Here is a 19,884-nt window from a genome sequence, read left to right as displayed (position 1 = left end):
GTGATTAGTAATTAGTTTAATGTAAATAGTAAAAACCCTTGCATGTATTTGTGAGGGTTTTTTGTTAAAATTTAATTCTACACTTGTAGAATTAAATTTTTATTCTACATTTGTAGAGTTAATTCTAAAAACATAGAACAAATGCAATTATCACCTACAGAGGAACAGTTAATGGAACATCTTTGGAAGCTCGAAAAAGCGTATATGAAAGACCTTTTAGATGCCTATTCAAATCCAAAACCTGCAACAACCACTATTGCCACGTTATTGAAAAGAATGACAGATAAAAAATTTATTGCTTATAAATTACATGGTAATTCTAGAGAATATTATCCGTTAGTTAAAAAATCAGATTATTTTTCGAAACATGTTAACGGATTAATCAAGCATTTTTTTAATAATTCGGCCTCGCAATTTGCTTCGTTTTTTACTACTGCAACAGATTTATCTGAAAAAGAGTTAGAAGAATTAAAAAAAATAATTGATGTAGAACTTAAAAAAAGAAAAAATGAGTAATTATATTGTAGAATCAACTATTAGTTTGGCAATTTTATTTTTCTTCTATAAGTTCTTTTTAGAAAGTGAAAAAACATACCAATTCAATCGATTTTATCTATTAGCCTCCTTATTAATTTCATTAATTATCCCATTTATCTCCATTGAAATATTTAATGAAATACAAAATATTCCAACTGCACCAGAAATTCTTAACGAACGTTATATTCCCAATTCTATAACCCCAAAAAAGGATATCAATTATGGAGCTAAGATAGCTCTAACACTGTATTTTATCGTAGCTATTATCTTGGTGATTCGGTTTATTAATAACTTATGGACTTTTAGAAAAAAAATTAAACAAAACCCACATATTCGATTGCATAACGCTACAATTATTTTATTAGATGAAAATGCAATGCCCTATACCTTTTTGAATTTCGTCTTTGTCAATAAACAAAACTATAAAAACAAAAGGATTCAACCAGAATTATTGGAACATGAATTCACTCATATACATCAAAAACACAGTTATGACATCCTATTTATAGAAATTATAAAAATTATATTTTGGTTTAACCCAATGTTCAGTTTATATAAAAAAGCTTTACAACTGAACCATGAGTTCATTGCCGATGAAAATGTAATCAAAAAACATAAAAATGTTTCATTGTATCAACACCTATTATTAAATACTATTGAGACTAAAAAATATTACTTGGCCAGTAATTTGAATTATTTAATGACTAAAAAAAGATTTATTATGATGACAAAAAAAACATCGCGACTTAGTGCTATACTCAAAAGAGCAACTACTTTACCCGTATTAACACTACTAATTTACTTTCTATGTGTCGATCTTGTTGCACAAGAAAAAGAAAAAACTGAAACTTCATTTCCGCATGAAGATGTAAATAAGTATTATGAAGATGTTCAGGTGATTACACAAGACAGAACCGGAAATGTAATTAGCACCAAAAAATACAATGAATTAAGTGAAGACGAAAAAAAAATGATTCCACCTCCACCACCTGTACCATTAAAAATAAAAATGACCCAAGCTCAGTTTGAAGATTTTAAAAAACAAGCTAAATATGCCATTTGGATTGATGGAACAAATGTAGACAATTCAGAACTCAATAAATTCAAACCATCTGATTTTGTGTTTTTTCAAAACAGTCATGTTTACAAAAATGCTAGAAGTAAGAAATTTCCACAAGAAAATCAAGTAAATTTATATACCGAAACAGGATATAAAGAAGCTTTTGAAAAAAGAAACAAGAAGGCAGGAGGTACAATTGTAATTCGAAATAAATAAGCTTTCCTTTCTGAATAAACTCAGACTAAGCATAAGTTTAGTCTGAGTTTATATCGTTATAATTTTCAACATTTTAACACTAAGATGAAACAATTGGCGTTATATTTGTACTAATCAATCATCATCAGTCAAAAAATCAATCATCATGTTAAAAAACTTTTTTATTCTTTGTTCTGGAGCAGACAGACAAATTATTCAATCCTCCTCTAATGGCGAACAAAACAAGTATGCAGGTATCGGTGCTACGGTATTCTTTACTGCTGTTATGGCATTTATAGCAGGTTCTTATGCTTTATATACCGTTTTTGACAATGCTTTTACAGCTATTGGCTTTGGCCTTGTTTGGGGTTTGCTTATTTTCAATCTCGATCGTTTTATTGTTTCTACCATAAAAAAAAGAGACAGTTTCTTAGACGAATTACTTCAGGCTTCGCCCCGAATTGTATTGGCCATTATTATCGCTATTGTGATTTCAAAACCCTTGGAAATCAAAATTTTTGAAAAAGAAATCAATACAGTTTTACTAAAAGAAAAAAACGCCATGGCTTTAAACAACAAAAAAGAAGTGGCCAATTATTTTCAAAGTGATTTGGATAAAAATAAAGCCCAAATTGACAGTTTAAAAAGTGATGTCCTAAAAAAAGAAAAAGAAGTGAACGCTTTATATTCGGTTTACATTACAGAAGCAGAAGGAACGGCAGGAACTAAAAAACTTGGCAAAGGACCGGTTTACAAAGAAAAAAGAGACAAGCATGATGCCGCCTTACAAGAACTTACCGCTTTAAAAGCGACTAATCAGGCAAAGATTTCGGAATTAGAAGCCAATGCAAAATCCATTCAAAGCGACTTAGATAAAAAAATTTCAGAAACCCAACCTGTTATTGAAGGTTTTGATGGTTTAATGGCTCGCATCAATGCTTTAGATAAATTACCATGGTTACCTTCATTCTTTATTATGTTATTATTCTTAGCCATAGAAACATCTCCCATAATTGCAAAATTATTATCTCCAAAAGGAGAATATGATTTCAAGCAAGAAGATAATGAATTAGCACTTAAAAGTGTTTTGGCGCAAAATAAATACCAAAGTGAATTGCAACGCAAAACAGATGCTGAAATCTATGATAAAGTATATGCTGATATTAAAGAAGATAATGAACTGTACAAATACAAAAAGCAAAAAGCAACAGAATTACTTCAGTTACAAGCAGATGGCTTTGTTGAAAAACAAAAGAAATCTATGTAACAAAAAAGGGAGTCGTTTTGAAAACTTCTCCCTTTTCAATCGAAAACTACCTACTTTTAGTTTCAATTAATGGTAATCCCTGTAATATTCTCTAATATTTTTTTTGAAATTATAAATTCGGATTTAGCTTGTTCAAATTCAGCAGTTATTCTAGCAGTCATATCCGAAATCCTAACATATTCTGAAATAGGAATAAGACCGTTTTTGAATTCTTTTTCAACCATTTCCATATTCGCTTTTGCGTTTCCTAAATTTGAAGCTCTTAATTCGAGTAAATTTTGCTTTAAAAGTAAATCTTCATAATATCGTATTACCAATTCTCGAATTTCATCTTCTAAGGATTTTACTAAATTTTTAGCTTGTTCCAACTCAGCTTTAGCCTGTTTTATGTCAGACTTTCGATTGATAATATCAAAAACTGGTATTTTTAAATATACGCCTACATTATAATTCAATTGTTGTGTACTACTTGACAAATTTACTGTAGAATTATCACCACTTGTAGAGGAAAAATTATTAAATGTTCCATATCCTGTATCGGCACGTATTCCAAAATTGCGCGTCCATAATTGCTTTTTTGCTACTAAATTTGATTCTTTAGAGTTAATTTCTAGTTTTCTATAATTAAGCATTCCGTTATGAACTAAGGCAGAATCTATTAAAACATTAAGATTAGGAAGCATCAATTTTGTTGCGGTTGATTGGAATTGCATTTCATTATTATTTTGAGCCCACAATCCAGCAAAAGGCAACTGTATGATTATTAAAAGAATAAGTGTGTTTATATTTGTTTTCATAATTATAATTTTTAGACGGTACTTTTTTGAATTAAACCTGGAAATGTTCTTAAAATTAATTTCATATCATACCAAAAGGAATAGTTATTTCCTGTGAAATTATCTGCATATTCATTATCCAAACGAATGCGTTCTTCTTCAGACATTTCACCTCCTCTACCTCTCAATTCAACCTGCCATAAACCCGTTATTCCTGCAGGTGCTAAAAATCGTTTGGATAAAACATCATTGGTTAATAGTTCTGCTTCATATACTGGTAATGGTCGGTTACCCACAATAGACATATCTCCTTTAATAACATTGATTAATTGAGGCAATTCATCAATACTTGTATTCCTAATGAAACGACCAATTTTAGTAATTCTTGGATCATCAACAATTTTAATAAAAGTAGCATTGGACTTTTCGATTTCGTTTTTTTGATACGCATGCCAATACTCACAAATTTGATGATTATCTATATGTAAAATTGGTGAACACGAATGTCCTTGCTCTAGTTGACAGCATTTTGGACAGGCTTTATTAAAATCAATGGTAGTAATCGTATTTTCTTTTTTATATTGATTTTTTTCTTCGGCCATCTTTTTAATCAATTCATCAGAACCGGTACGCATGGATCGTAGTTTATAAAAATCAAATGTTTTTCTTCCTACCCTTTTAGATATATAATATACTTTCCCATGTGACTCTAATCGTATCGCTAACATAACCATTAACAAAATTGGGGAGATACATAGTAAAACCGTTGAAGCAAAAACGATATCAAAAATCCTTTTAGATAAAGGCAATGTATAGGAACTATTCGTTAGATCAATTGTGTCTTCTTGAGAACTAATTTTTTGCAATTGATATAAAGATTTTGCTCTTTGTATAATATTTATTACTTCTGTTGAAGAATGCACAAAATAATCGCTTATCCCTTTCGATAAAGCCGTTGTAAAAAGGGCATAATTATATTCCTCTGAAACTAATATAAAAGGAATGTTTTTTAATACAGCATCATTTTTAAGTGTTTCGAATAAATACAAACCTGTATTTCCTGTTAAATTAAAATCAGAGATTATAACATCAACTTCATGATTTGCATTTAGAAATTGCAAAGCTTCAATACTGGTTCTTACTGCAAATAAGGTTACTTTTTCTACTGCAGCACCAGCTTGATACTTTGCTACTGAATTTCCAATGTATACTATTTTCATGATTTCTAATATTTTTTTGAGGTTATAATTTTAATAAAAAGAGGGCTTCTTTACTTTTAAAATAATTTACCAATTGCTTGCATAATGAATGGGAAACAAGTTTTTTTTGGTAACTTCTTTTAACTCCTCTGGATTAAAAGGCTTTGTAAGATAATCTTGTGCTCCAAGCTGATAACATTTGATTCGCTCTTTACTTTCTTTATTTCCAGACAACATTATGATAGGTGTGTGTTTTGTAAACCCACTTAATCGAACTTCTTTTAGAAATTCATAGCCATTCATTTTAGCCATTTGAATATCACTAATAATTAAATCTGGTAAATTATTGTTCAACCATAATAAGGCTTCAATTCCAGAGGTTTTGGTTACCACTTCATATTCTGGAGATAAAAAATTTTCTAATAGCACACAAGTAGTTTGTTCATCATCTACTACTAATATTTTTTTCTTCATGACGTTGATTTTTAAAGTTAACATCTAGTAAAGTATCCGTTTTTAGCTAACAGATCGTAATAGATTATTTTTCATATGAGTCAAGGTATTTACTCCAATACAGAAATAATCAAAACCTTGCTTTTTCATTTCATAGGTATCATAAATGTTTCTACCATCAAAAATAGCAGCCGTATTTAAAAGCTTATTTACAATATTGAAATTGGGAATTTTAAATTCGGGCCATTCGGTTAAAATCGCTAAACAATCGGCTTCTATTAACGCTTCGTATTGATCATTATAGTAGGTAATGGTGTCACCAAAATGGTGTTTCGCTTCAGAAATAGCAACTGGATCATACACTTTCACTTTCGCTCCAGCCTCTACTAATTTGTTCACAATAATTAAAGAAGGTGCTTCCCGCATATCATCGGTTTGTGGTTTAAAAGACAAGCCCCAAATAGCAATCGTTTTTCCTTGTAAGTTTCCATTAAAATAATTTACTATTTTATGATATAAAACTGTTTTTTGATTTTGATTTACAGCTTCAACTGCTTTTAAAACTTGAAGATTATAATTATTTTCTTGAGCAGTTCGAATTAAGGCTTGTACATCTTTTGGAAAACAAGAACCACCGTAACCTATGCCAGGATATATAAATTTGTTGCCAATTCTTCCGTCTGAACCAATTCCTTTTCTAACCTCATTGACATCTGCACCAACAATCTCACAAAGATTCGCCATGTCGTTCATAAAACTAATCTTTGTTGCTAGCATGGCATTAGCAGCATATTTTGTCATTTCAGCCGAAAGGATATCCATAAAAAGAATGGGATGACCATTTAGTGTGAAGGATTTGTATAAACTTCTAAGTAACGCTTCCGCTCTTGCGCTTTCAGCACCTACAATAATACGATCTGGCTTTAAAAAATCGTCAATTGCAGCACCTTCTTTTAAAAATTCGGGATTTGAAGCTACATCAAACGGTATTTTTACATTTCTCTTTTGCAGTTCGTCTTGAATAGCGTTTTTAACTTTTATAGAAGTTCCAACAGGAACGGTGCTTTTAGTCACAACTAATGTGTAATCATTCATGTATTTACCACAATCTTTAGCCACTTGAAGTACATATTTTAAATCAGCACTACCATCTTCATCTGGTGGTGTTCCAACTGAAATAAATACAATTTCTGAATCTTTAAGTGCTTCAGACAAACTCGTAGTAAATTGTAATCTCCCCTTTTCCAAGTTTCGAACAATCATTTTGTCTAAACCTGGCTCATAAATGGGAACAATTCCTTTTTTTAAATTTTCGATTTTTGCTTCATTAACATCCACGCATTGAACATTAATTCCAACTTCTGAAAAACAGGCTCCAGTAACTAGCCCAACATATCCGCTTCCTACAATTGTTATTTTCATAATATCTAATTTTATGATACAAACTTACAAGTATAAGAAGCTTAATTTCTTTGAATTTAGACGAATGGAAGCTTAGTGTAGTTGAATGAATTTTTTGTGTTGGTTAAAGGTTTTATGAATGTTGCGCTATTGCAAAAAACATCTTGACAAACAAAACAAATTAAAATTCAACAAGTTATATGAAATATTTTTTTTCTCATTCTAAATAATCGGAAATGGGAAACAAACTTTGAAATAGTGTTAATTTCATTTTTCGTTGTTTCAAAAACGATTGTCTACTGCTTACAATATGAAGTTGATTATTTAAAATTTTCGCTAATAATTGACTTAAATTTTCATATTTACCAATCATATCAGCAGTTACAAAGCCGAGATACTGTATCGTAAATTGGTCAAACATAAATCTTGCTCCAGCTCGAATTGCTGAAATATCTTTTTTATATTTATTGATGTTAACTACCGATACATTTTGGCAAACCTCGCTTATTTCTTTTAAAAGTTCGTAAGTATTGTCGTTACTGTTATTATTAACAAAACAAAATTCAATATTTTTTGAATGATGAATATGTTGTACACACTGGAGCGTATCCAATGTTTTCTCTTGATTATGACATATAATTATGATTCCTGTCTTCATTTTAGGATGATTTATAATTCATATAAAGCACTACACATGGGCTCTTTTAGCTCTTTCCCAGTTTACAGACTGATTGTTATTTAGGAATCGGAAAAAACCAAGGATTACAGAAAGATTCATAATAAAAAAATAATATGGAATGAATAAAACTTTGATTCTCAAAGATTTATTTTCTAAAAACCAACCTATTAAAGCAGCTACATAAAACCCTAATTGTAACCAAAATAAAGCTGCATATAGTTTGCTGAACAAAAAACCTTCTTGTTGTCCCAAAATAAAAGAAACTGGAATTAAAAGCAGTAAACAAATTGGAGCCAATGTCCATCGAAGGACACGATGAGAAATATATTGAAATGATAGTGTGCCATATTTAAAAACATTCAATAAGCTTTTTAAGCGTACAACCGATTGAATACCTCCAGCTGAAATTCTTATTTTACGTTTCAACTCTTCTTTCACATTCGCGGAAGCGGTTTCTATTGCAAAAGCTTCAGGATCATATTGAATGGTGTAGCCTTTTTGAGCTACTCGTAAAGAAATAATAAAATCGTCTAACAGCGTGTCTTCTTCCATTGTTTCGTATAGAGCTGTTCGAATAGCAAATAATTCACCTGCTGCACCTACAACCGAATAGAGTTCGGCATCCCATTTTTTTAAAGTCGATTCATATTTCCAATACAAGCCTTCTCCTGCACCAGATGCAGTATCTTCTTTATGATTATAAATTCTCTTTTCTCCAGAAACACAACCCACATTTTTGTCGCTAAATAAATTAACCATACGTCTTATGGAGTCTTTTCCTAATAGGGTATTGGCATCACTAAATACAACTAAAGGTGTCTCTACAAATTGCATACCTCTATTCATGGCTCCAATTTTACCCTTTCTTTCATCAGAGTGATACAATTTTACATTATCATACGCATTTACCATTTTTGGAGTGCCATCATTTGACCCATCCGTTACCCATACTATTTTTAATTTATCTTTAGGATAATCTAATTCTAAAGTATTTTTCATTTTTTCACTTACATATGCTTTCTCATTGTAAGCGGTTATAAATAAGGTTACTTCAGGTTCATAACGATAGTTTATTTTTTTTGGCCCTCCTATTTTAAGAAACCTTTTTATTTTAATAATAGCAAAAAGTACAATTCCGTATCCCACATACGTATAACATATGATGAATAACAATACCCAAAAAAATAGTTTTAAAAGTTCCATAATCTTATTTTTTAAATTTTTTCCCAACTATTGGTTTGAAAATTAAACTGTTTTACGATTCGAGCTGGGTTACCAACCGCAACAGAATAAGGCGGCACATCTTTTGTGACCACACTACCAGCCGCTACAATGCAGTGTTTTCCTATGGTAACTCCTGCAACCACGACCACATTGGCACCAATCCAACTATTGTCTTCCACCACAATTGGCGCTGTTGACACCCCTTGTTCATGAATAGGCAAATTGGTGTCTTGATAATTATGATTCAATCCTGACAAAGTAATGTTTTGGGCAAACCGAATGTTATTACCAATGGTTACGGGACCAATTATAGTATTACTCAACCCAATTTTAGTTTGATGTCCAATAATTACAGGGCCAACGCCATTATTAATTGCTGAGAAATCTTCAATAGTTGAATCTTTTCCTAATTCAAATTTGTTCCAAGGCACCACATCTAAACGGGTTCTTCTTCTGATACAAGCTCCTTTCCCTTTCTTATGATAAAAGGGATTCACCAAATACTTGATCCATAATCTAGGTCGGGTTTGATTTGGAATCAAAATAGACCAATGAACTAACTTTTTTAGTTTCTCATTTCCTTTTATTTTCTCTTTTAGTCCCATTGTATTTTGTTATTAGTGGCAATTGTTATTGCATTATAGATTGCATCTACATTATTTGTCCAAGTGTGACTTTTTGCGAAAGCGATTCTTTTTTTTGCAATTTCATCATCATTATTTACTAAAGCTCTTTCAATCTGAATCAAATATTCCTGATTGGTGGAAGCTAGTAAAACAAAGTCATTAAACATTTTCATCGCTTCTGTTTTAGTAGCTACAATTGGTTTACCCATAGCCAAATATTCATCAATTTTTCTTGGATAGTTTCCAATCGTAATATTGTTGATTAATTGAGGGTTAATAGCCACATCAAATCCTTTTACATAACCTGGCAATTCAGAATTTGGTTTACTTCCTAAAAAGTGAACGTTTGGAAGGTGATGCAAACTAGAGTTTTTAAAATCCTGATCTTCAGGACCAACTAATACAATATTCCAATCTTTTCTTTGTTTTGCTAAAAATTCTAATAAATTCAAATCCAATCGTAACGTAGTTAAGGAACCTACATAACCTATTTTAGTACCTGCAATTTGTTTTAGATCTTCAGGTATTTCAATCGTATTTTCTTCTTCGCTAAACTGCGACACATCACAACCTTGACCTACCATATAACTATGTTTGTTGAATTGTTGTCCAAATGCAGCAAAAAAATCAGAATTGGTCGTTAGTACATCCGCTTTTCTCACTACTTCAGGTTCAATTCTTTCACCGTGTTTTTGCCAATAAGGCACTTTCACTAAATAATCTCGCATATAATACACATAGACTTTTGGCTGAAGCAATTCTTTTAAATGAAGTCCTAAAAACATGGAACTATCGTTGAATAATATAAAATCTGAAAAACCCAATCGAGATACAGCGGAAACAATATCATTTGAAAACAACTTGGCATTGCGCTTATTCAAAATTTTAAAAATGCTATGAAAACCAATCCAATTGATCGACTCGATTGTGGCTTTAGGATACACATTCCATAAATTCTCTGTTATTTGCTCTATATCAACCACTTCTCCTTTTGCAATTTGAATGCGCTTTTGAATTTTTCTCTCTTTTCTTAGTTTCATTCTTGTAATGCGATCCATAGGAGGATTTACATATAAAACTCTATTCTCTTTTGCGAATTCTAAAGCAATGTTTTTGCAGTTACTTCCTATTTCGATATCCCAAGGTTGAATACCTACTATAACAATATCATTTCCTTTTATCATAACCTTTAGTATTTATTTCGTTATACAATTGTTTGTATTGTTCCAAAACTTGCCAAGCCATTTTTTCCCAAGAGAATTTTTTGCTTTGTAACATTCCTTTTTGAATTAAGAGTCCTTTATAGTTTTCATCCAAAACTATTTTCATCATACCTTCACAAATTTCATCTGTGTTAAATGGGTCTACCAAGTGAGCTGCATTACCAGCTACCTCTGGCATAGAAGAAGTATTTGAAGTAATTACAGGTATTCCACAAGCCATGGCTTCTATAATTGGGATTCCAAAACCTTCTCGCAAGGATGGAAATAAAAAGAGTTCGGCAAAATAATAGATTGCTGGCAAATCATTATCTGAAACATAGCCTAACAAAACAATATGCTCACGAAGTTTTAAAGCATTAATTTCTTTTAAGCTTAGAGTTAAATCTTCTTCTTTGCAACCTAACATTACTAATTTATAAGGTAGTTTGGATTGATTTAGGAATTTTTGAAAGGCAACTAAAACTCTTAAGGTATTTTTTCTAGGGTCTTTATTTGCAATATGAAGTACATAATTATCAGGTAATTGGTGAACGGTTTTACATTTTTTTAAATACTCCGTTTCCAAATTCATTTTAAACTTTTCATTTACACCATTGTAAACCGTTTCAATTGTGTGATTTTCTAGTTGAAAAAACTTGGTAATATTCTCTTTTTCAAAATTGGAAACCGTAATAAGTTTTTTGCTGTTTTTTACTACGCTATGCACTATACATCTTCTATATAAATTTCCTATTTTTTGATATAATGAAGCTTTACTAGTTAATAATTTCATCAGATTTCCTTCCATATAGATGATATCGTGAAGTGTCGTAATCAATGGAATATTTTTAGAATAAGGGGCTGTATTACTAGTACAATGAAGTACATCACACTGTAATGATTTAGCTACTTTGGGTAATTTAAACTGCTCCCACCATGGATATAAATTTCCTGGAATTTCAACAATTTTAAAATTAGATGTCTCCTGAATTACGGATTTATCTTGATCGGGTTTTACAAAAATAAAGTACTCATTTACTTTATCAATTATCTGTAGATTTTGAATTAATTCAAGTGCTACCCTATCCATACCATGTTTATGCGTACGAAATAACCTTTGTGCTTCTATACCTATTCTCATAATCCTCTAATTTTGAGTTATACCATGTGTCGTGTGAATAAATTTTTTATTAGCACCTTTCAATTTAAAAAGCAAGAGTAGCATTTTAAAAAAGGCATTGGGCAATGAAAGCAATGCTTTTAAAGTCGTATATTGATAAAAAGATTTTGGTAACGCTAAAAGATAAGCCAAGCTTGTAAGTAATAAATTCAAAATCCATTTTTGAAGCATGATTTGTGATGAAAAATCAAATGCAACTACAGCCAGTCCATAACCCAAGACTATTATTAAAGTAATTCCTAAAAGCAATACTCTTGGTGGAATAATCATTTGCAAAACTTTATCGAATAAATTAATATTTCCATTTCTTAGAAGTTCCTTGCATCCAGTAACAAAATATTTTTTCAAATAAATAAATTGAGTTGACAACCATCTTCTTCTTTGAACAGCAAAATCATTTGCTTTTTGAATTTTTTCATCTAAAACTATCGCATCATTAAGATACTCAACAACAATTCCTCTTTTAGCAAATTGAAACTCTAATTCTTTATCAAATCCACCAATTGCGTTAACCTCTTTCATGATGGATTTAAATAATTGATAATTAAACCCCATTCCAGACCCTATTAAACCAGAAGAAAGACCTAAAGCACGATGCCCTTTTCTGAAGATATGGTTATTTATTTCTTCACTCGCACCATCTAAAATAGCAAAAGAAGTATTACTATTTTTAGCCTTTCTATGACCTTGTACAGCTTGATATCCTTTCTGAAAAGCATTGTTTAATTTGTTTAAAAAATTCGGTTCCATTACATTATCAGCATCCAGTATCAAAGCATAATCATATTTTTTTTGCAACTTTGATAGGGCTTGATTCAAAGCTTTTGCTTTGGTACTCTCCTTAAAGGAAACTTCGATTAAGATAATTGGTAATGCTTTTAAGGCTTGTATAGTAGTTTTTTTTAAGGAATCTGCAATAACAACTACATCAAATTTTTCAACTTCATATTGCTGTTTAAGAGCTTCTTTGGCAACCTCAACAATTACTGCGTCTTCTTTGTAAGCTGGAATAAAAACAGCAATGCTACTTTTATTACGAGCAGAATTATTTCTATTTTTTTTATAACCAAATCCAGCAATTGCAAACACTAAAACATATATTGTCGACGCAGTAAAATACGTGTAGATACTATTGGCAAGAACTTTTAAAAGGAATTCAAGTAGTTCCATATTTTTTGTATTATAAATTATACTTTTTAGAAAAAGAGGCCATTCTTTTAGTAACAGGAATATTTTTTTGCTTTCTCAAAAAAGATCTCATTTTTAATGCTAAACGACGTAAAAAAGGAAAATACTTCCCGCTTTTGATATTGTACACCAATGATTCTGAGTTGTAAACCATTTCAAAATTTTCTGTGCAAAAAACAGGCTTTTTCGTAATTTTATTAATCTCAATGGCTTGAGCTAAATTACTTTCAATAAACAAGGTGTATGGTTTTGATTGAAACTCTTTGGTTTTGTGTTGCGCATGATTGTTAGCCTTTTGTCTGGCTTTCATATCTGGCAAATTGAGCATTACTAATTTATCATAACGAATACCATTCTTTTGCAACCAAGCTTCCGTTTCAGATCGGTATTTTTCTAATCTAGAAGTAACTATTGTCCCGATTTTACATTTTGGAATATACAATGGGACTGCATTCAACAAGAAATCTCGATATAAAGGTCCGTCGTCATTTTGTTCATCCGATGGATCCACACATAGTACACCATCGATATCAAAACAAGCCTTTTCCAAAGAAGTATGATTAAAAATATTCCATTGAAAATATCTAGGTGTAGCCACAGCTTCAAACGCATAATCGGCTAATCTCCCTTTTTCTGGAGTATAATAGATGACACAATATTGAATATCGAACCTCGTTTCAAAATCTGCTAAATCTCTTTTGCATTCTTTTAAGGCAGATCCTGAAGCAATACTATCATCTACCACTAAGATTTTCTTATACTCTTTCTCGGTAATAAACTGTCTTCTTGCACCAGATTGATAAATATATCCATTCATAAAAGAGTGAATATCGGTGTACGGTAAATTCAAATATAGAGCTAATAAATTGGCTGGTAACATACCACTTCTTGGAACACCAACGATAAGATCTATATCTCTAGGAATTAAGTGCAATTGTTTTAAAATTGTACTATTTAGATCATTTAAACTTCTGTAATTCATAATACTATATTTTTATAGTACAAACTTACAGTTACAAAATAAGGTTTAACTTGGTATTTCGACGGATAGAAGTTTAGTGTAGTTGAATGGTTGTTTTTTGTTTCCAACGGTCTATTTTTGGTGAGATGAACATGAAAACCATTCCCACATACATAAGAATCCCAGTTGGCATTTGTCCAAAAACACCATTCCCATAAGAAGCCATCATAATTCCCGCCATTCCACAGGTTAAAGCCGCAATTTGAGCTTTTAACCATTCGTCTTTTAATTTATACATTACATGATAAGCTCCAGTTCCCAAAATAAAGAAAAGCATCAGCAAATAATACGTTAAACCTACTTGACCCGTATCTGCCCAAATCATTACATACCAACTATCGGTAGCCGTATTTGCTAAAAAAGTATGCGGAGTAAAACGTTGCCCCCAATTTCCAGTTGCGCCAACGCCACCTCCAAATGGTCTACTCGCTAAATATCCTTTTAATTTTTTTTGGTTTTCCAACCGAACCATTAAAGAGGGCTCATTTGGATCAAATGCGGTTCGCATTCTCCTTATTTCAGCATTTCCTTGCCCAATAGTAGTATGTGCAAAAAATATATAAACACCAATTCCTAAAATAGCTCCAAGGATAAGCACTTTTAAATTCTTTTTTAAAATTAATAACATAATTCCTCCTAAAGCTGGAACCGCAATTGCACCACGAGTTCCTGAAATAAGCATTCCAAAAAAACCAGCTAGAGCCACAAAAATGAAAAAGGCTTTTAATTTAAAATTGTCTTTTTTAAATAAGGCCAAAATTCCAAATACAACTCCTGCATGACCTTGAGAAGCACCAAACTGACCTGCATCAGAATAAAAAGAGAAGACTCTTAATTTACCAAAAAGAATATGGGTTTCTGCTCCTCCTTGATCTAACCATCTTTTTTCAAATGGGTCAACACCAAAAGCAAATTGTTGAAATCCTTTTAGGGTACCTAAAACAGATAAAATTCCCCAAATAATAAAAAAAGTATTCAAATCTTTTTCTTTATTAAACAAAACAAAAAGCAAAGGAATTGATAGCCACTGATATAAAGCTACCCCTCTCATGGCATAAAACCACGCTTCTTTACTTTGCGCTTCTGGATTTCCCATTTCTAGCAAAATATAGCCCATCCAAATGCTAACTACTAGAGTAAGTGGTGATTTCGCTTTATCCCAAGGAATTTTGTGTGCAAATCCTTTAAAAAATAAAGCTACGTAGATTAAAATTAATAAACCATCTATTGTTAATCCCCAAGCTAAAGGGACATATCTGGCTAAACCAGTTACAAAAAAACCTAAAACAATCAATAAGAGGATTCCCAACTTTGGATTGTTGAAAATAGCATAGACAATACCGACTGTAATTATTAAACCGATACAACCCACAAAACCAATTATCCCAGTTTTGACCAATAACATACTTATTACAAAAGTAAGTAGCAAAATGAAGAGTAGCGAATACGCATTTGCTAAACGATTGGAACCAGATGGTTTTTCAAAAGGATGCATACAATTTGAATTAAAGCCGTTTACACTTGATTCTTTATTAGTTTACGAGTGTTATTTAACGAAATTAGCTGTTTCCATAAAGATAAGTAAAATCGGTTTCCGCTTTTAAAAATTTCAAGAAATGAAAAATTAAATTCTTTATTCATGAAATAGGCTCCTAAAAGTATTCCCACAGTAGTAAAAGCTAATGTTGAGAGTGCAACCCATTCTAAAGATTGAAAAACAAAAACAGCAATTAGGTCTCCAATTACATTGGTTACCAACATAAAAACTACCTTAAGAGCATTAATATTCGGTTTATTAATACTATCTAAACCTATACCTGTCATTCGATCTATAGGTAATAAAACACCATAAATTGAAAAAATGCGAACTAGAGTAATCATATTAAAAGAAGTAGGATTTCCTTCTAAATATTGATTTCCTGAAACCAATAGAATAAAATATTCTGCAAACACAAAAGTGATTAAAGACAATAAAAAGAAGAAATAAGTTAATGCTCCTGAATAGGTATAAAATAATGATTTCAACTCACTTTGTTTTTTTTCTAAACTTGCTTTGGACATTTTTGGAAAAGCGGTTGCTGCAAAACTTCGCAAAGGAATTTGCTGCAACTCTGTTAATTTTAAAGGAATACTAAACATAGCTACAGCTGCACTTCCCAAAGGACTTATACTGATAATGAGTAAATCGGCATTGCGAAGCAAATTCGTTCCAATTAAAGTAAATGTGCTGTATTTGCCAAAATTTAATAACACTTTATTAGTGGCTTTAGTAGCTTTCTTAAATAGTACTATTCCGTCCCAACCTTTATACATACATAATAAAGAAGTTAAGAGATTAACACCTATTAAAACCAATATTAAATCTAAAAGTGACGCTTTAAAAATCCATATATTTAGCACTAAAAAAACAAAGAAGAGACCACTATTTAATGTCTTAATCCAAAGCATCTTATCGTAATTTCTTTTTGCTTGCAAAACAACCATCGCATTGTTCCAAGGAAGATTCACAAAAGCCAATACAGGGTACCAAGTAAAAAAAAGCGCATACACTGAATTAGAAATAGTCTCATTAAATAAAAAATAAATTAAAAAAAGCAATAACGCCATCCAAAAGGTTACTATAAAACTAATTCGAACATTCGAACCAATTAATTGCTCACTGTATTCTTTTGAAGCTCCAGATAAAAAACGAACCAATGCATTATTTGTAATACCAAAGCGCAACATTTCTACTAATGATCCTCCGGAAATAAAAATAACCCACTGCGCAAAATGTACGGTATCTAAACTTCTGGCTAATAAAGCAAAGCCTGCAAATCCTAAACCTGCAAGGATTAGATTCCCCATTAAAGACAAAAAGTTGTCTTCTTTAACGATTTTTAAAATGAAAGTAAACATAATTTCTATATGTGATTTTTTGAATGAACCTGAAAACGTAACATATTCTTAATTCTTTTACGAAGATTGGAGCGTTTTTTAGGTAGTTCACCCAATACAGCCTCAACTTCGTCCAACGCTACTCCATTAACAACAAACTGTAGTTTATTAGCAACCAACTCTTTAATATTCTGTAACAGATTTTCATCGGCTTTAACCCATAATCTGTTAGATCTACAAACAAGTACTACTAAATCAGCTGCAACCAATAAGTCCGAAGGATAGTTGGTATCCAAAATATTAGGCAACTCAATAATTACATAGTCGTATTCCAATTGCAAATCATTTCCAAGTTGTATTGTAAGGTCTTTATAGTTCTTTGCATTGTAAAAGTTAGTATCAATTTTATAGGTTTTATATTCTGAATCTAACAAACTATCAGAAGGTGATTCTAAGAAAGGATGTTCATAATCTATTCTTGGATCTTGATATCCTAATACATTTACTAGTGGATTTTTTTTACTAATGATTTCCTCCTTAAATACATTAGAGTGATTGAGTACTAAAACCGATTTTCCTGCATTTTTAAGTTTTTTTGCAATATTCGTAGCTATAACCGTTTTACCCTCATCTTTTTGGGTACTAAGAATAGTAATGACTTTCGGCTTTTTTATTTCAGGAGTACTCTTCAGCGCGTGATTCAAATTTTGAATAATTAAATCCATCAAGCGATTTTGAATTCCAATTAAGTCCATTTGACCATTGGTTACAAATACTTTGGCCAACATTCCTAAAGCCGAAATTTTAAGTTTTTCTTCACTAATCTTAATATTTTTAAGCGTATTATCAAAAAATTCCATTACCAAGATGCTTGCTAACAACAATACAAAAATTAAAAAAACAATAGCAATAATTACAATTTTACGCTTAGAAGGCATTGGTTTCAAAGGAAAATAGGGTGGATCAACTGCTTTAAGATTACTCGATAATTGCGTGTCTTGAAATTTTAACTTCGCCAAATTAAGGCCATGCAAAATTTCTAAATATTCTTGTTCAGCCACATTGATTTGTCTTTCAATTTTTTTTAGGTTGGCACCCGCTGGAGCATACTTGGCATATTGTTTTTGAAAGGCTGCATTTCGTTGATCCATCACTTCTAGTTTGGCTTTTATATTCTCAGCTTCAACTACTTTATCTACCCATTCTGGTAAAATCTTTAAAGTGGGCACACCCTCTACTGAATTTTGATACGAATATAATTTGGACACACTAGATTTTATTTCGTCTTGAAGTGTATTGGCTTGCTCTTTTAATCTCTTTATTTCTTTATTAGAAGAAGAATCAGAAGATTTTGCCTCTCGCATCGCGATTTCATAATTCAATTGTCCCAAACGTTTTTTGTTATCCAAAATGGTATTGCTTTTATCTTGTACCAATTCTTGAATTTCCAATTTTTGTTCTAATTTTTTTGCGGAAGCTTCATATCCTGCCAGTTCAGCTCTTTTTTTACTATATTCTACATCCATTTCTTCTTTTACATTGGCAACAGCTTTACTTTGCTCATAATAATTGATGATACTATTCTCTTGATTGAATTGTAAAAGAAGCGCTTCAATGTTTTTCAACTTATTTTCAGACTGATTTAATTGTGCCTCAAAATATTTTATCACCGCATCAGAACCATTTTCTTTAAGATTCTTGTACTTCTTAATACAAACTTGATTGAATATAGCTAAAGTTTGCTGACAAACACCTGGATCGTCAGTTTCATAACTAAGTTCTATTAAATCGCTAGTAGAAATACGCACCGCTTTTACTTTTGATAATGCTTCTAACGAATAATAAGGGTGTTCAAAATTTAACAAAGCATATACAAAATTGGTATTGTCTTGTTTCATCAAACGCATTAAATTCGCTACTGTTTCCTCATAAGCGCTACTATCTACAGATTCTGGAATCGTATTGACAATTTTTTCATCCCAAGAAAAGGTTTTTCCAATCGTTACACTAGAATCTGATTTTACAAGATAATCGTAAATTTCATTTGGGATATCTTGTTTAATTTCTTCCCAAGTTTCCTTTGCAATAAACTTACTGTTTGGTTTTTCTAAAAGTAGGTGTTGGCTTAATAGACGAATAGCAACCTCTTCTTGTGTCTCTCTAGAATTGATAATATTAATTAAATTATCAAAAGCAATATTCGTTGCAAAATAATTGAAAGACTTATCCATATCTATTGAAGATCCTGAAGCTAAACCAGTATATAATTTGGTTTTAGAAGAATAGGTATGTTTAGGATTGTGCGTCAAAACAACAGCTAATAATCCTGCTAAAACGGGAGCCACAAAAAGTAGTACTTTGTGTTTTAAAATTAGTTTTATAAATTCTATAAGTTTCATTTTACAACTATTTACTCGTTAACATTTTTTCTTTTTCTAAACATATCCCTCTTTTAATCAAGGAATTAACATACACCAAAAGTAATTGCTATAGCTTGCTTTTACCTGTATATTTCGACGAATTGAACGTAAGTGTAGTTGAATGATTCTTTACTATTGTTTGACTGTTTTTCAATTCTATTTGAAATTAAAATTGAAACGAGTAGTATATTTTCTATAAAGAAAAAGGCTCCTACTTCTTGTTTTCACATGAAATAGAAACCTTACTAATATTTTTCAACTGACTTTTACGCAGCTCTGCTTTGTAAAAGAAAATCTTTTTTTTCGGATTGGAACCAATGTGCGACCTTTAGATTACATTCATTAATAATATAGAATACTTTATTCTTTTCTACTGCTTTTTGGTAAAAATCCATTAATAAATTAAAACAAGCTTTATCCATATCATTTACTTCATTAAGCGATATCATAATAAAGCTAGATCGAACAAATAATGCATCAAAATAATTTTTTAGTGAATTGGTGTTTTGAGCCGTTAAGTCTCCTTTTATTTCTAAAACACCTGCGTTTTGTATAATTTGTAGTGCCATAATCGTATAT

The 19,884-nt window shown here is 31.1% G+C and carries 18 protein-coding genes; 3 read left to right on the top strand and 15 right to left on the bottom strand.

What is annotated here, in order from left to right; translation table 11 throughout:
• Positions 1-141 precede the first annotated feature (141 nt).
• The 3 genes from FHG05_RS07130 to FHG05_RS07120 all read left to right on the top strand — a co-directional run bounded on the left by FHG05_RS07130 (position 142) and on the right by FHG05_RS07120 (position 3,059).
• A complete protein-coding gene (locus FHG05_RS07130; protein ID WP_140997330.1) occupies positions 142-516 on the top strand; it encodes a BlaI/MecI/CopY family transcriptional regulator in 375 nt (124 codons plus the stop codon).
• A complete protein-coding gene (locus FHG05_RS07125; protein WP_140997329.1) occupies positions 509-1,813 on the top strand; it encodes a M56 family metallopeptidase in 1,305 nt (434 codons plus the stop codon). The genes FHG05_RS07130 and FHG05_RS07125 overlap by 8 nt, the downstream gene beginning before the upstream one ends.
• A gap of 145 nt (positions 1,814-1,958) precedes the next feature.
• A complete protein-coding gene (locus tag FHG05_RS07120) occupies positions 1,959-3,059 on the top strand; it encodes a DUF4407 domain-containing protein (protein ID WP_140997328.1) in 1,101 nt (366 codons plus the stop codon).
• Positions 3,060-3,121: 62 nt separating this feature from the next.
• Here FHG05_RS07120 and FHG05_RS07115 read toward each other — a convergent pair whose 3' ends face one another.
• The 15 genes from FHG05_RS07115 to FHG05_RS07045 all read right to left on the bottom strand — a co-directional run bounded on the left by FHG05_RS07115 (position 3,122) and on the right by FHG05_RS07045 (position 19,874).
• Entirely contained in the window at positions 3,122-3,856 is a 735-nt protein-coding gene (locus tag FHG05_RS07115) for a TolC family protein (RefSeq protein WP_140997327.1), read from the bottom strand.
• A gap of 11 nt (positions 3,857-3,867) precedes the next feature.
• Positions 3,868-5,055 (bottom strand): sugar transferase, encoded by a 1,188-nt coding sequence (locus FHG05_RS07110; protein ID WP_140997326.1) that lies wholly within the window; start codon positions 5,053-5,055, stop codon positions 3,868-3,870.
• A 66-nt stretch (positions 5,056-5,121) separates the two neighbouring features.
• Positions 5,122-5,508, bottom strand: coding sequence for a response regulator (locus FHG05_RS07105; RefSeq protein WP_140997325.1), 387 nt, complete (start codon positions 5,506-5,508; stop codon positions 5,122-5,124).
• Positions 5,509-5,550: 42 nt separating this feature from the next.
• Complete coding sequence (locus FHG05_RS07100; protein WP_140997324.1) at positions 5,551-6,909, bottom strand: UDP-glucose dehydrogenase family protein; 1,359 nt, start codon at positions 6,907-6,909, stop codon at positions 5,551-5,553.
• Between the two features lie 196 nt (positions 6,910-7,105).
• The gene (locus FHG05_RS07095; RefSeq protein WP_140997323.1) at positions 7,106-7,546 is read right to left on the bottom strand and encodes a glycosyltransferase; all 441 of its coding nucleotides are present in this window, start codon (positions 7,544-7,546) and stop codon (positions 7,106-7,108) included.
• Between the two features lie 30 nt (positions 7,547-7,576).
• On the bottom strand, positions 7,577-8,770 hold the full coding sequence (locus FHG05_RS07090; protein WP_140997322.1) for a glycosyltransferase family 2 protein: 1,194 nt from the start codon (positions 8,768-8,770) through the stop codon (positions 7,577-7,579).
• 11 nt (positions 8,771-8,781) lie between these two features.
• Positions 8,782-9,396, bottom strand: a complete 615-nt coding sequence (locus FHG05_RS07085; protein ID WP_140997321.1) for an acyltransferase — start codon at positions 9,394-9,396, stop codon at positions 8,782-8,784.
• Positions 9,387-10,601 carry a glycosyltransferase gene (locus tag FHG05_RS07080; RefSeq protein ID WP_140997320.1) on the bottom strand — a complete coding sequence of 405 codons (1,215 nt, stop codon included), beginning with the start codon at positions 10,599-10,601 and terminating at the stop codon, positions 9,387-9,389. The genes FHG05_RS07085 and FHG05_RS07080 overlap by 10 nt, the downstream gene beginning before the upstream one ends.
• Positions 10,585-11,760 carry a glycosyltransferase family 4 protein gene (locus FHG05_RS07075; RefSeq protein ID WP_140997319.1) on the bottom strand — a complete coding sequence of 392 codons (1,176 nt, stop codon included), beginning with the start codon at positions 11,758-11,760 and terminating at the stop codon, positions 10,585-10,587. Before FHG05_RS07075 ends, FHG05_RS07080 begins: the two co-directional genes overlap by 17 nt.
• Before the next feature lie 6 nt (positions 11,761-11,766).
• Positions 11,767-12,969 carry a glycosyltransferase gene (locus FHG05_RS07070; RefSeq protein ID WP_140997318.1) on the bottom strand — a complete coding sequence of 401 codons (1,203 nt, stop codon included), beginning with the start codon at positions 12,967-12,969 and terminating at the stop codon, positions 11,767-11,769.
• Between the two features lie 10 nt (positions 12,970-12,979).
• Positions 12,980-13,969: a phosphoribosyltransferase family protein gene (locus tag FHG05_RS07065; protein ID WP_140997317.1), complete on the bottom strand. Its 990-nt coding sequence runs from the start codon at positions 13,967-13,969 to the stop codon at positions 12,980-12,982.
• A 73-nt stretch (positions 13,970-14,042) separates the two neighbouring features.
• Positions 14,043-15,503 (bottom strand): O-antigen ligase family protein, encoded by a 1,461-nt coding sequence (locus FHG05_RS07060; protein ID WP_140997316.1) that lies wholly within the window; start codon positions 15,501-15,503, stop codon positions 14,043-14,045.
• A 20-nt stretch (positions 15,504-15,523) separates the two neighbouring features.
• Positions 15,524-16,906, bottom strand: coding sequence for a lipopolysaccharide biosynthesis protein (locus FHG05_RS07055; RefSeq protein ID WP_140997315.1), 1,383 nt, complete (start codon positions 16,904-16,906; stop codon positions 15,524-15,526).
• A gap of 5 nt (positions 16,907-16,911) precedes the next feature.
• On the bottom strand, positions 16,912-19,284 hold the full coding sequence (locus FHG05_RS07050; RefSeq protein ID WP_140997314.1) for a GumC family protein: 2,373 nt from the start codon (positions 19,282-19,284) through the stop codon (positions 16,912-16,914).
• Positions 19,285-19,571: 287 nt separating this feature from the next.
• Positions 19,572-19,874: an STAS domain-containing protein gene (locus FHG05_RS07045; protein ID WP_140997313.1), complete on the bottom strand. Its 303-nt coding sequence runs from the start codon at positions 19,872-19,874 to the stop codon at positions 19,572-19,574.
• Between the last annotated feature and the right edge of the window lie 10 nt (positions 19,875-19,884).

Origin of the sequence: Flavobacterium profundi, from assembly GCF_006491645.1 — a bacterium.
Classification (GTDB): domain Bacteria; phylum Bacteroidota; class Bacteroidia; order Flavobacteriales; family Flavobacteriaceae; genus Flavobacterium; species Flavobacterium profundi.
This window is presented reverse-complemented; position numbering and strand designations above follow the sequence as displayed.

What these genes read in the sequence shown, in the direction of transcription:
- FHG05_RS07065 (WP_140997317.1), bottom strand. Translation starts at nt 13,969, where the DNA reads ATGAATTACAGAAGTTTAAATGATCTAAATAGTACAATTTTAAAACAA.
- FHG05_RS07110 (WP_140997326.1), bottom strand. Translation starts at nt 5,055, where the DNA reads ATGAAAATAGTATACATTGGAAATTCAGTAGCAAAGTATCAAGCTGGT.
- FHG05_RS07070 (WP_140997318.1), bottom strand. Translation starts at nt 12,969, where the DNA reads ATGGAACTACTTGAATTCCTTTTAAAAGTTCTTGCCAATAGTATCTAC.
- FHG05_RS07095 (WP_140997323.1), bottom strand. Translation starts at nt 7,546, where the DNA reads ATGAAGACAGGAATCATAATTATATGTCATAATCAAGAGAAAACATTG.
- FHG05_RS07060 (WP_140997316.1), bottom strand. Translation starts at nt 15,503, where the DNA reads ATGCATCCTTTTGAAAAACCATCTGGTTCCAATCGTTTAGCAAATGCG.
- FHG05_RS07120 (WP_140997328.1), top strand. Translation starts at nt 1,959, where the DNA reads ATGTTAAAAAACTTTTTTATTCTTTGTTCTGGAGCAGACAGACAAATT.
- FHG05_RS07085 (WP_140997321.1), bottom strand. Translation starts at nt 9,396, where the DNA reads ATGGGACTAAAAGAGAAAATAAAAGGAAATGAGAAACTAAAAAAGTTA.
- FHG05_RS07115 (WP_140997327.1), bottom strand. Translation starts at nt 3,856, where the DNA reads ATGAAAACAAATATAAACACACTTATTCTTTTAATAATCATACAGTTG.
- FHG05_RS07130 (WP_140997330.1), top strand. Translation starts at nt 142, where the DNA reads ATGCAATTATCACCTACAGAGGAACAGTTAATGGAACATCTTTGGAAG.
- FHG05_RS07080 (WP_140997320.1), bottom strand. Translation starts at nt 10,601, where the DNA reads ATGATAAAAGGAAATGATATTGTTATAGTAGGTATTCAACCTTGGGAT.
- FHG05_RS07075 (WP_140997319.1), bottom strand. Translation starts at nt 11,760, where the DNA reads ATGAGAATAGGTATAGAAGCACAAAGGTTATTTCGTACGCATAAACAT.
- FHG05_RS07055 (WP_140997315.1), bottom strand. Translation starts at nt 16,906, where the DNA reads ATGTTTACTTTCATTTTAAAAATCGTTAAAGAAGACAACTTTTTGTCT.
- FHG05_RS07090 (WP_140997322.1), bottom strand. Translation starts at nt 8,770, where the DNA reads ATGGAACTTTTAAAACTATTTTTTTGGGTATTGTTATTCATCATATGT.
- FHG05_RS07045 (WP_140997313.1), bottom strand. Translation starts at nt 19,874, where the DNA reads ATGGCACTACAAATTATACAAAACGCAGGTGTTTTAGAAATAAAAGGA.
- FHG05_RS07125 (WP_140997329.1), top strand. Translation starts at nt 509, where the DNA reads ATGAGTAATTATATTGTAGAATCAACTATTAGTTTGGCAATTTTATTT.
- FHG05_RS07100 (WP_140997324.1), bottom strand. Translation starts at nt 6,909, where the DNA reads ATGAAAATAACAATTGTAGGAAGCGGATATGTTGGGCTAGTTACTGGA.
- FHG05_RS07105 (WP_140997325.1), bottom strand. Translation starts at nt 5,508, where the DNA reads ATGAAGAAAAAAATATTAGTAGTAGATGATGAACAAACTACTTGTGTG.
- FHG05_RS07050 (WP_140997314.1), bottom strand. Translation starts at nt 19,284, where the DNA reads ATGAAACTTATAGAATTTATAAAACTAATTTTAAAACACAAAGTACTA.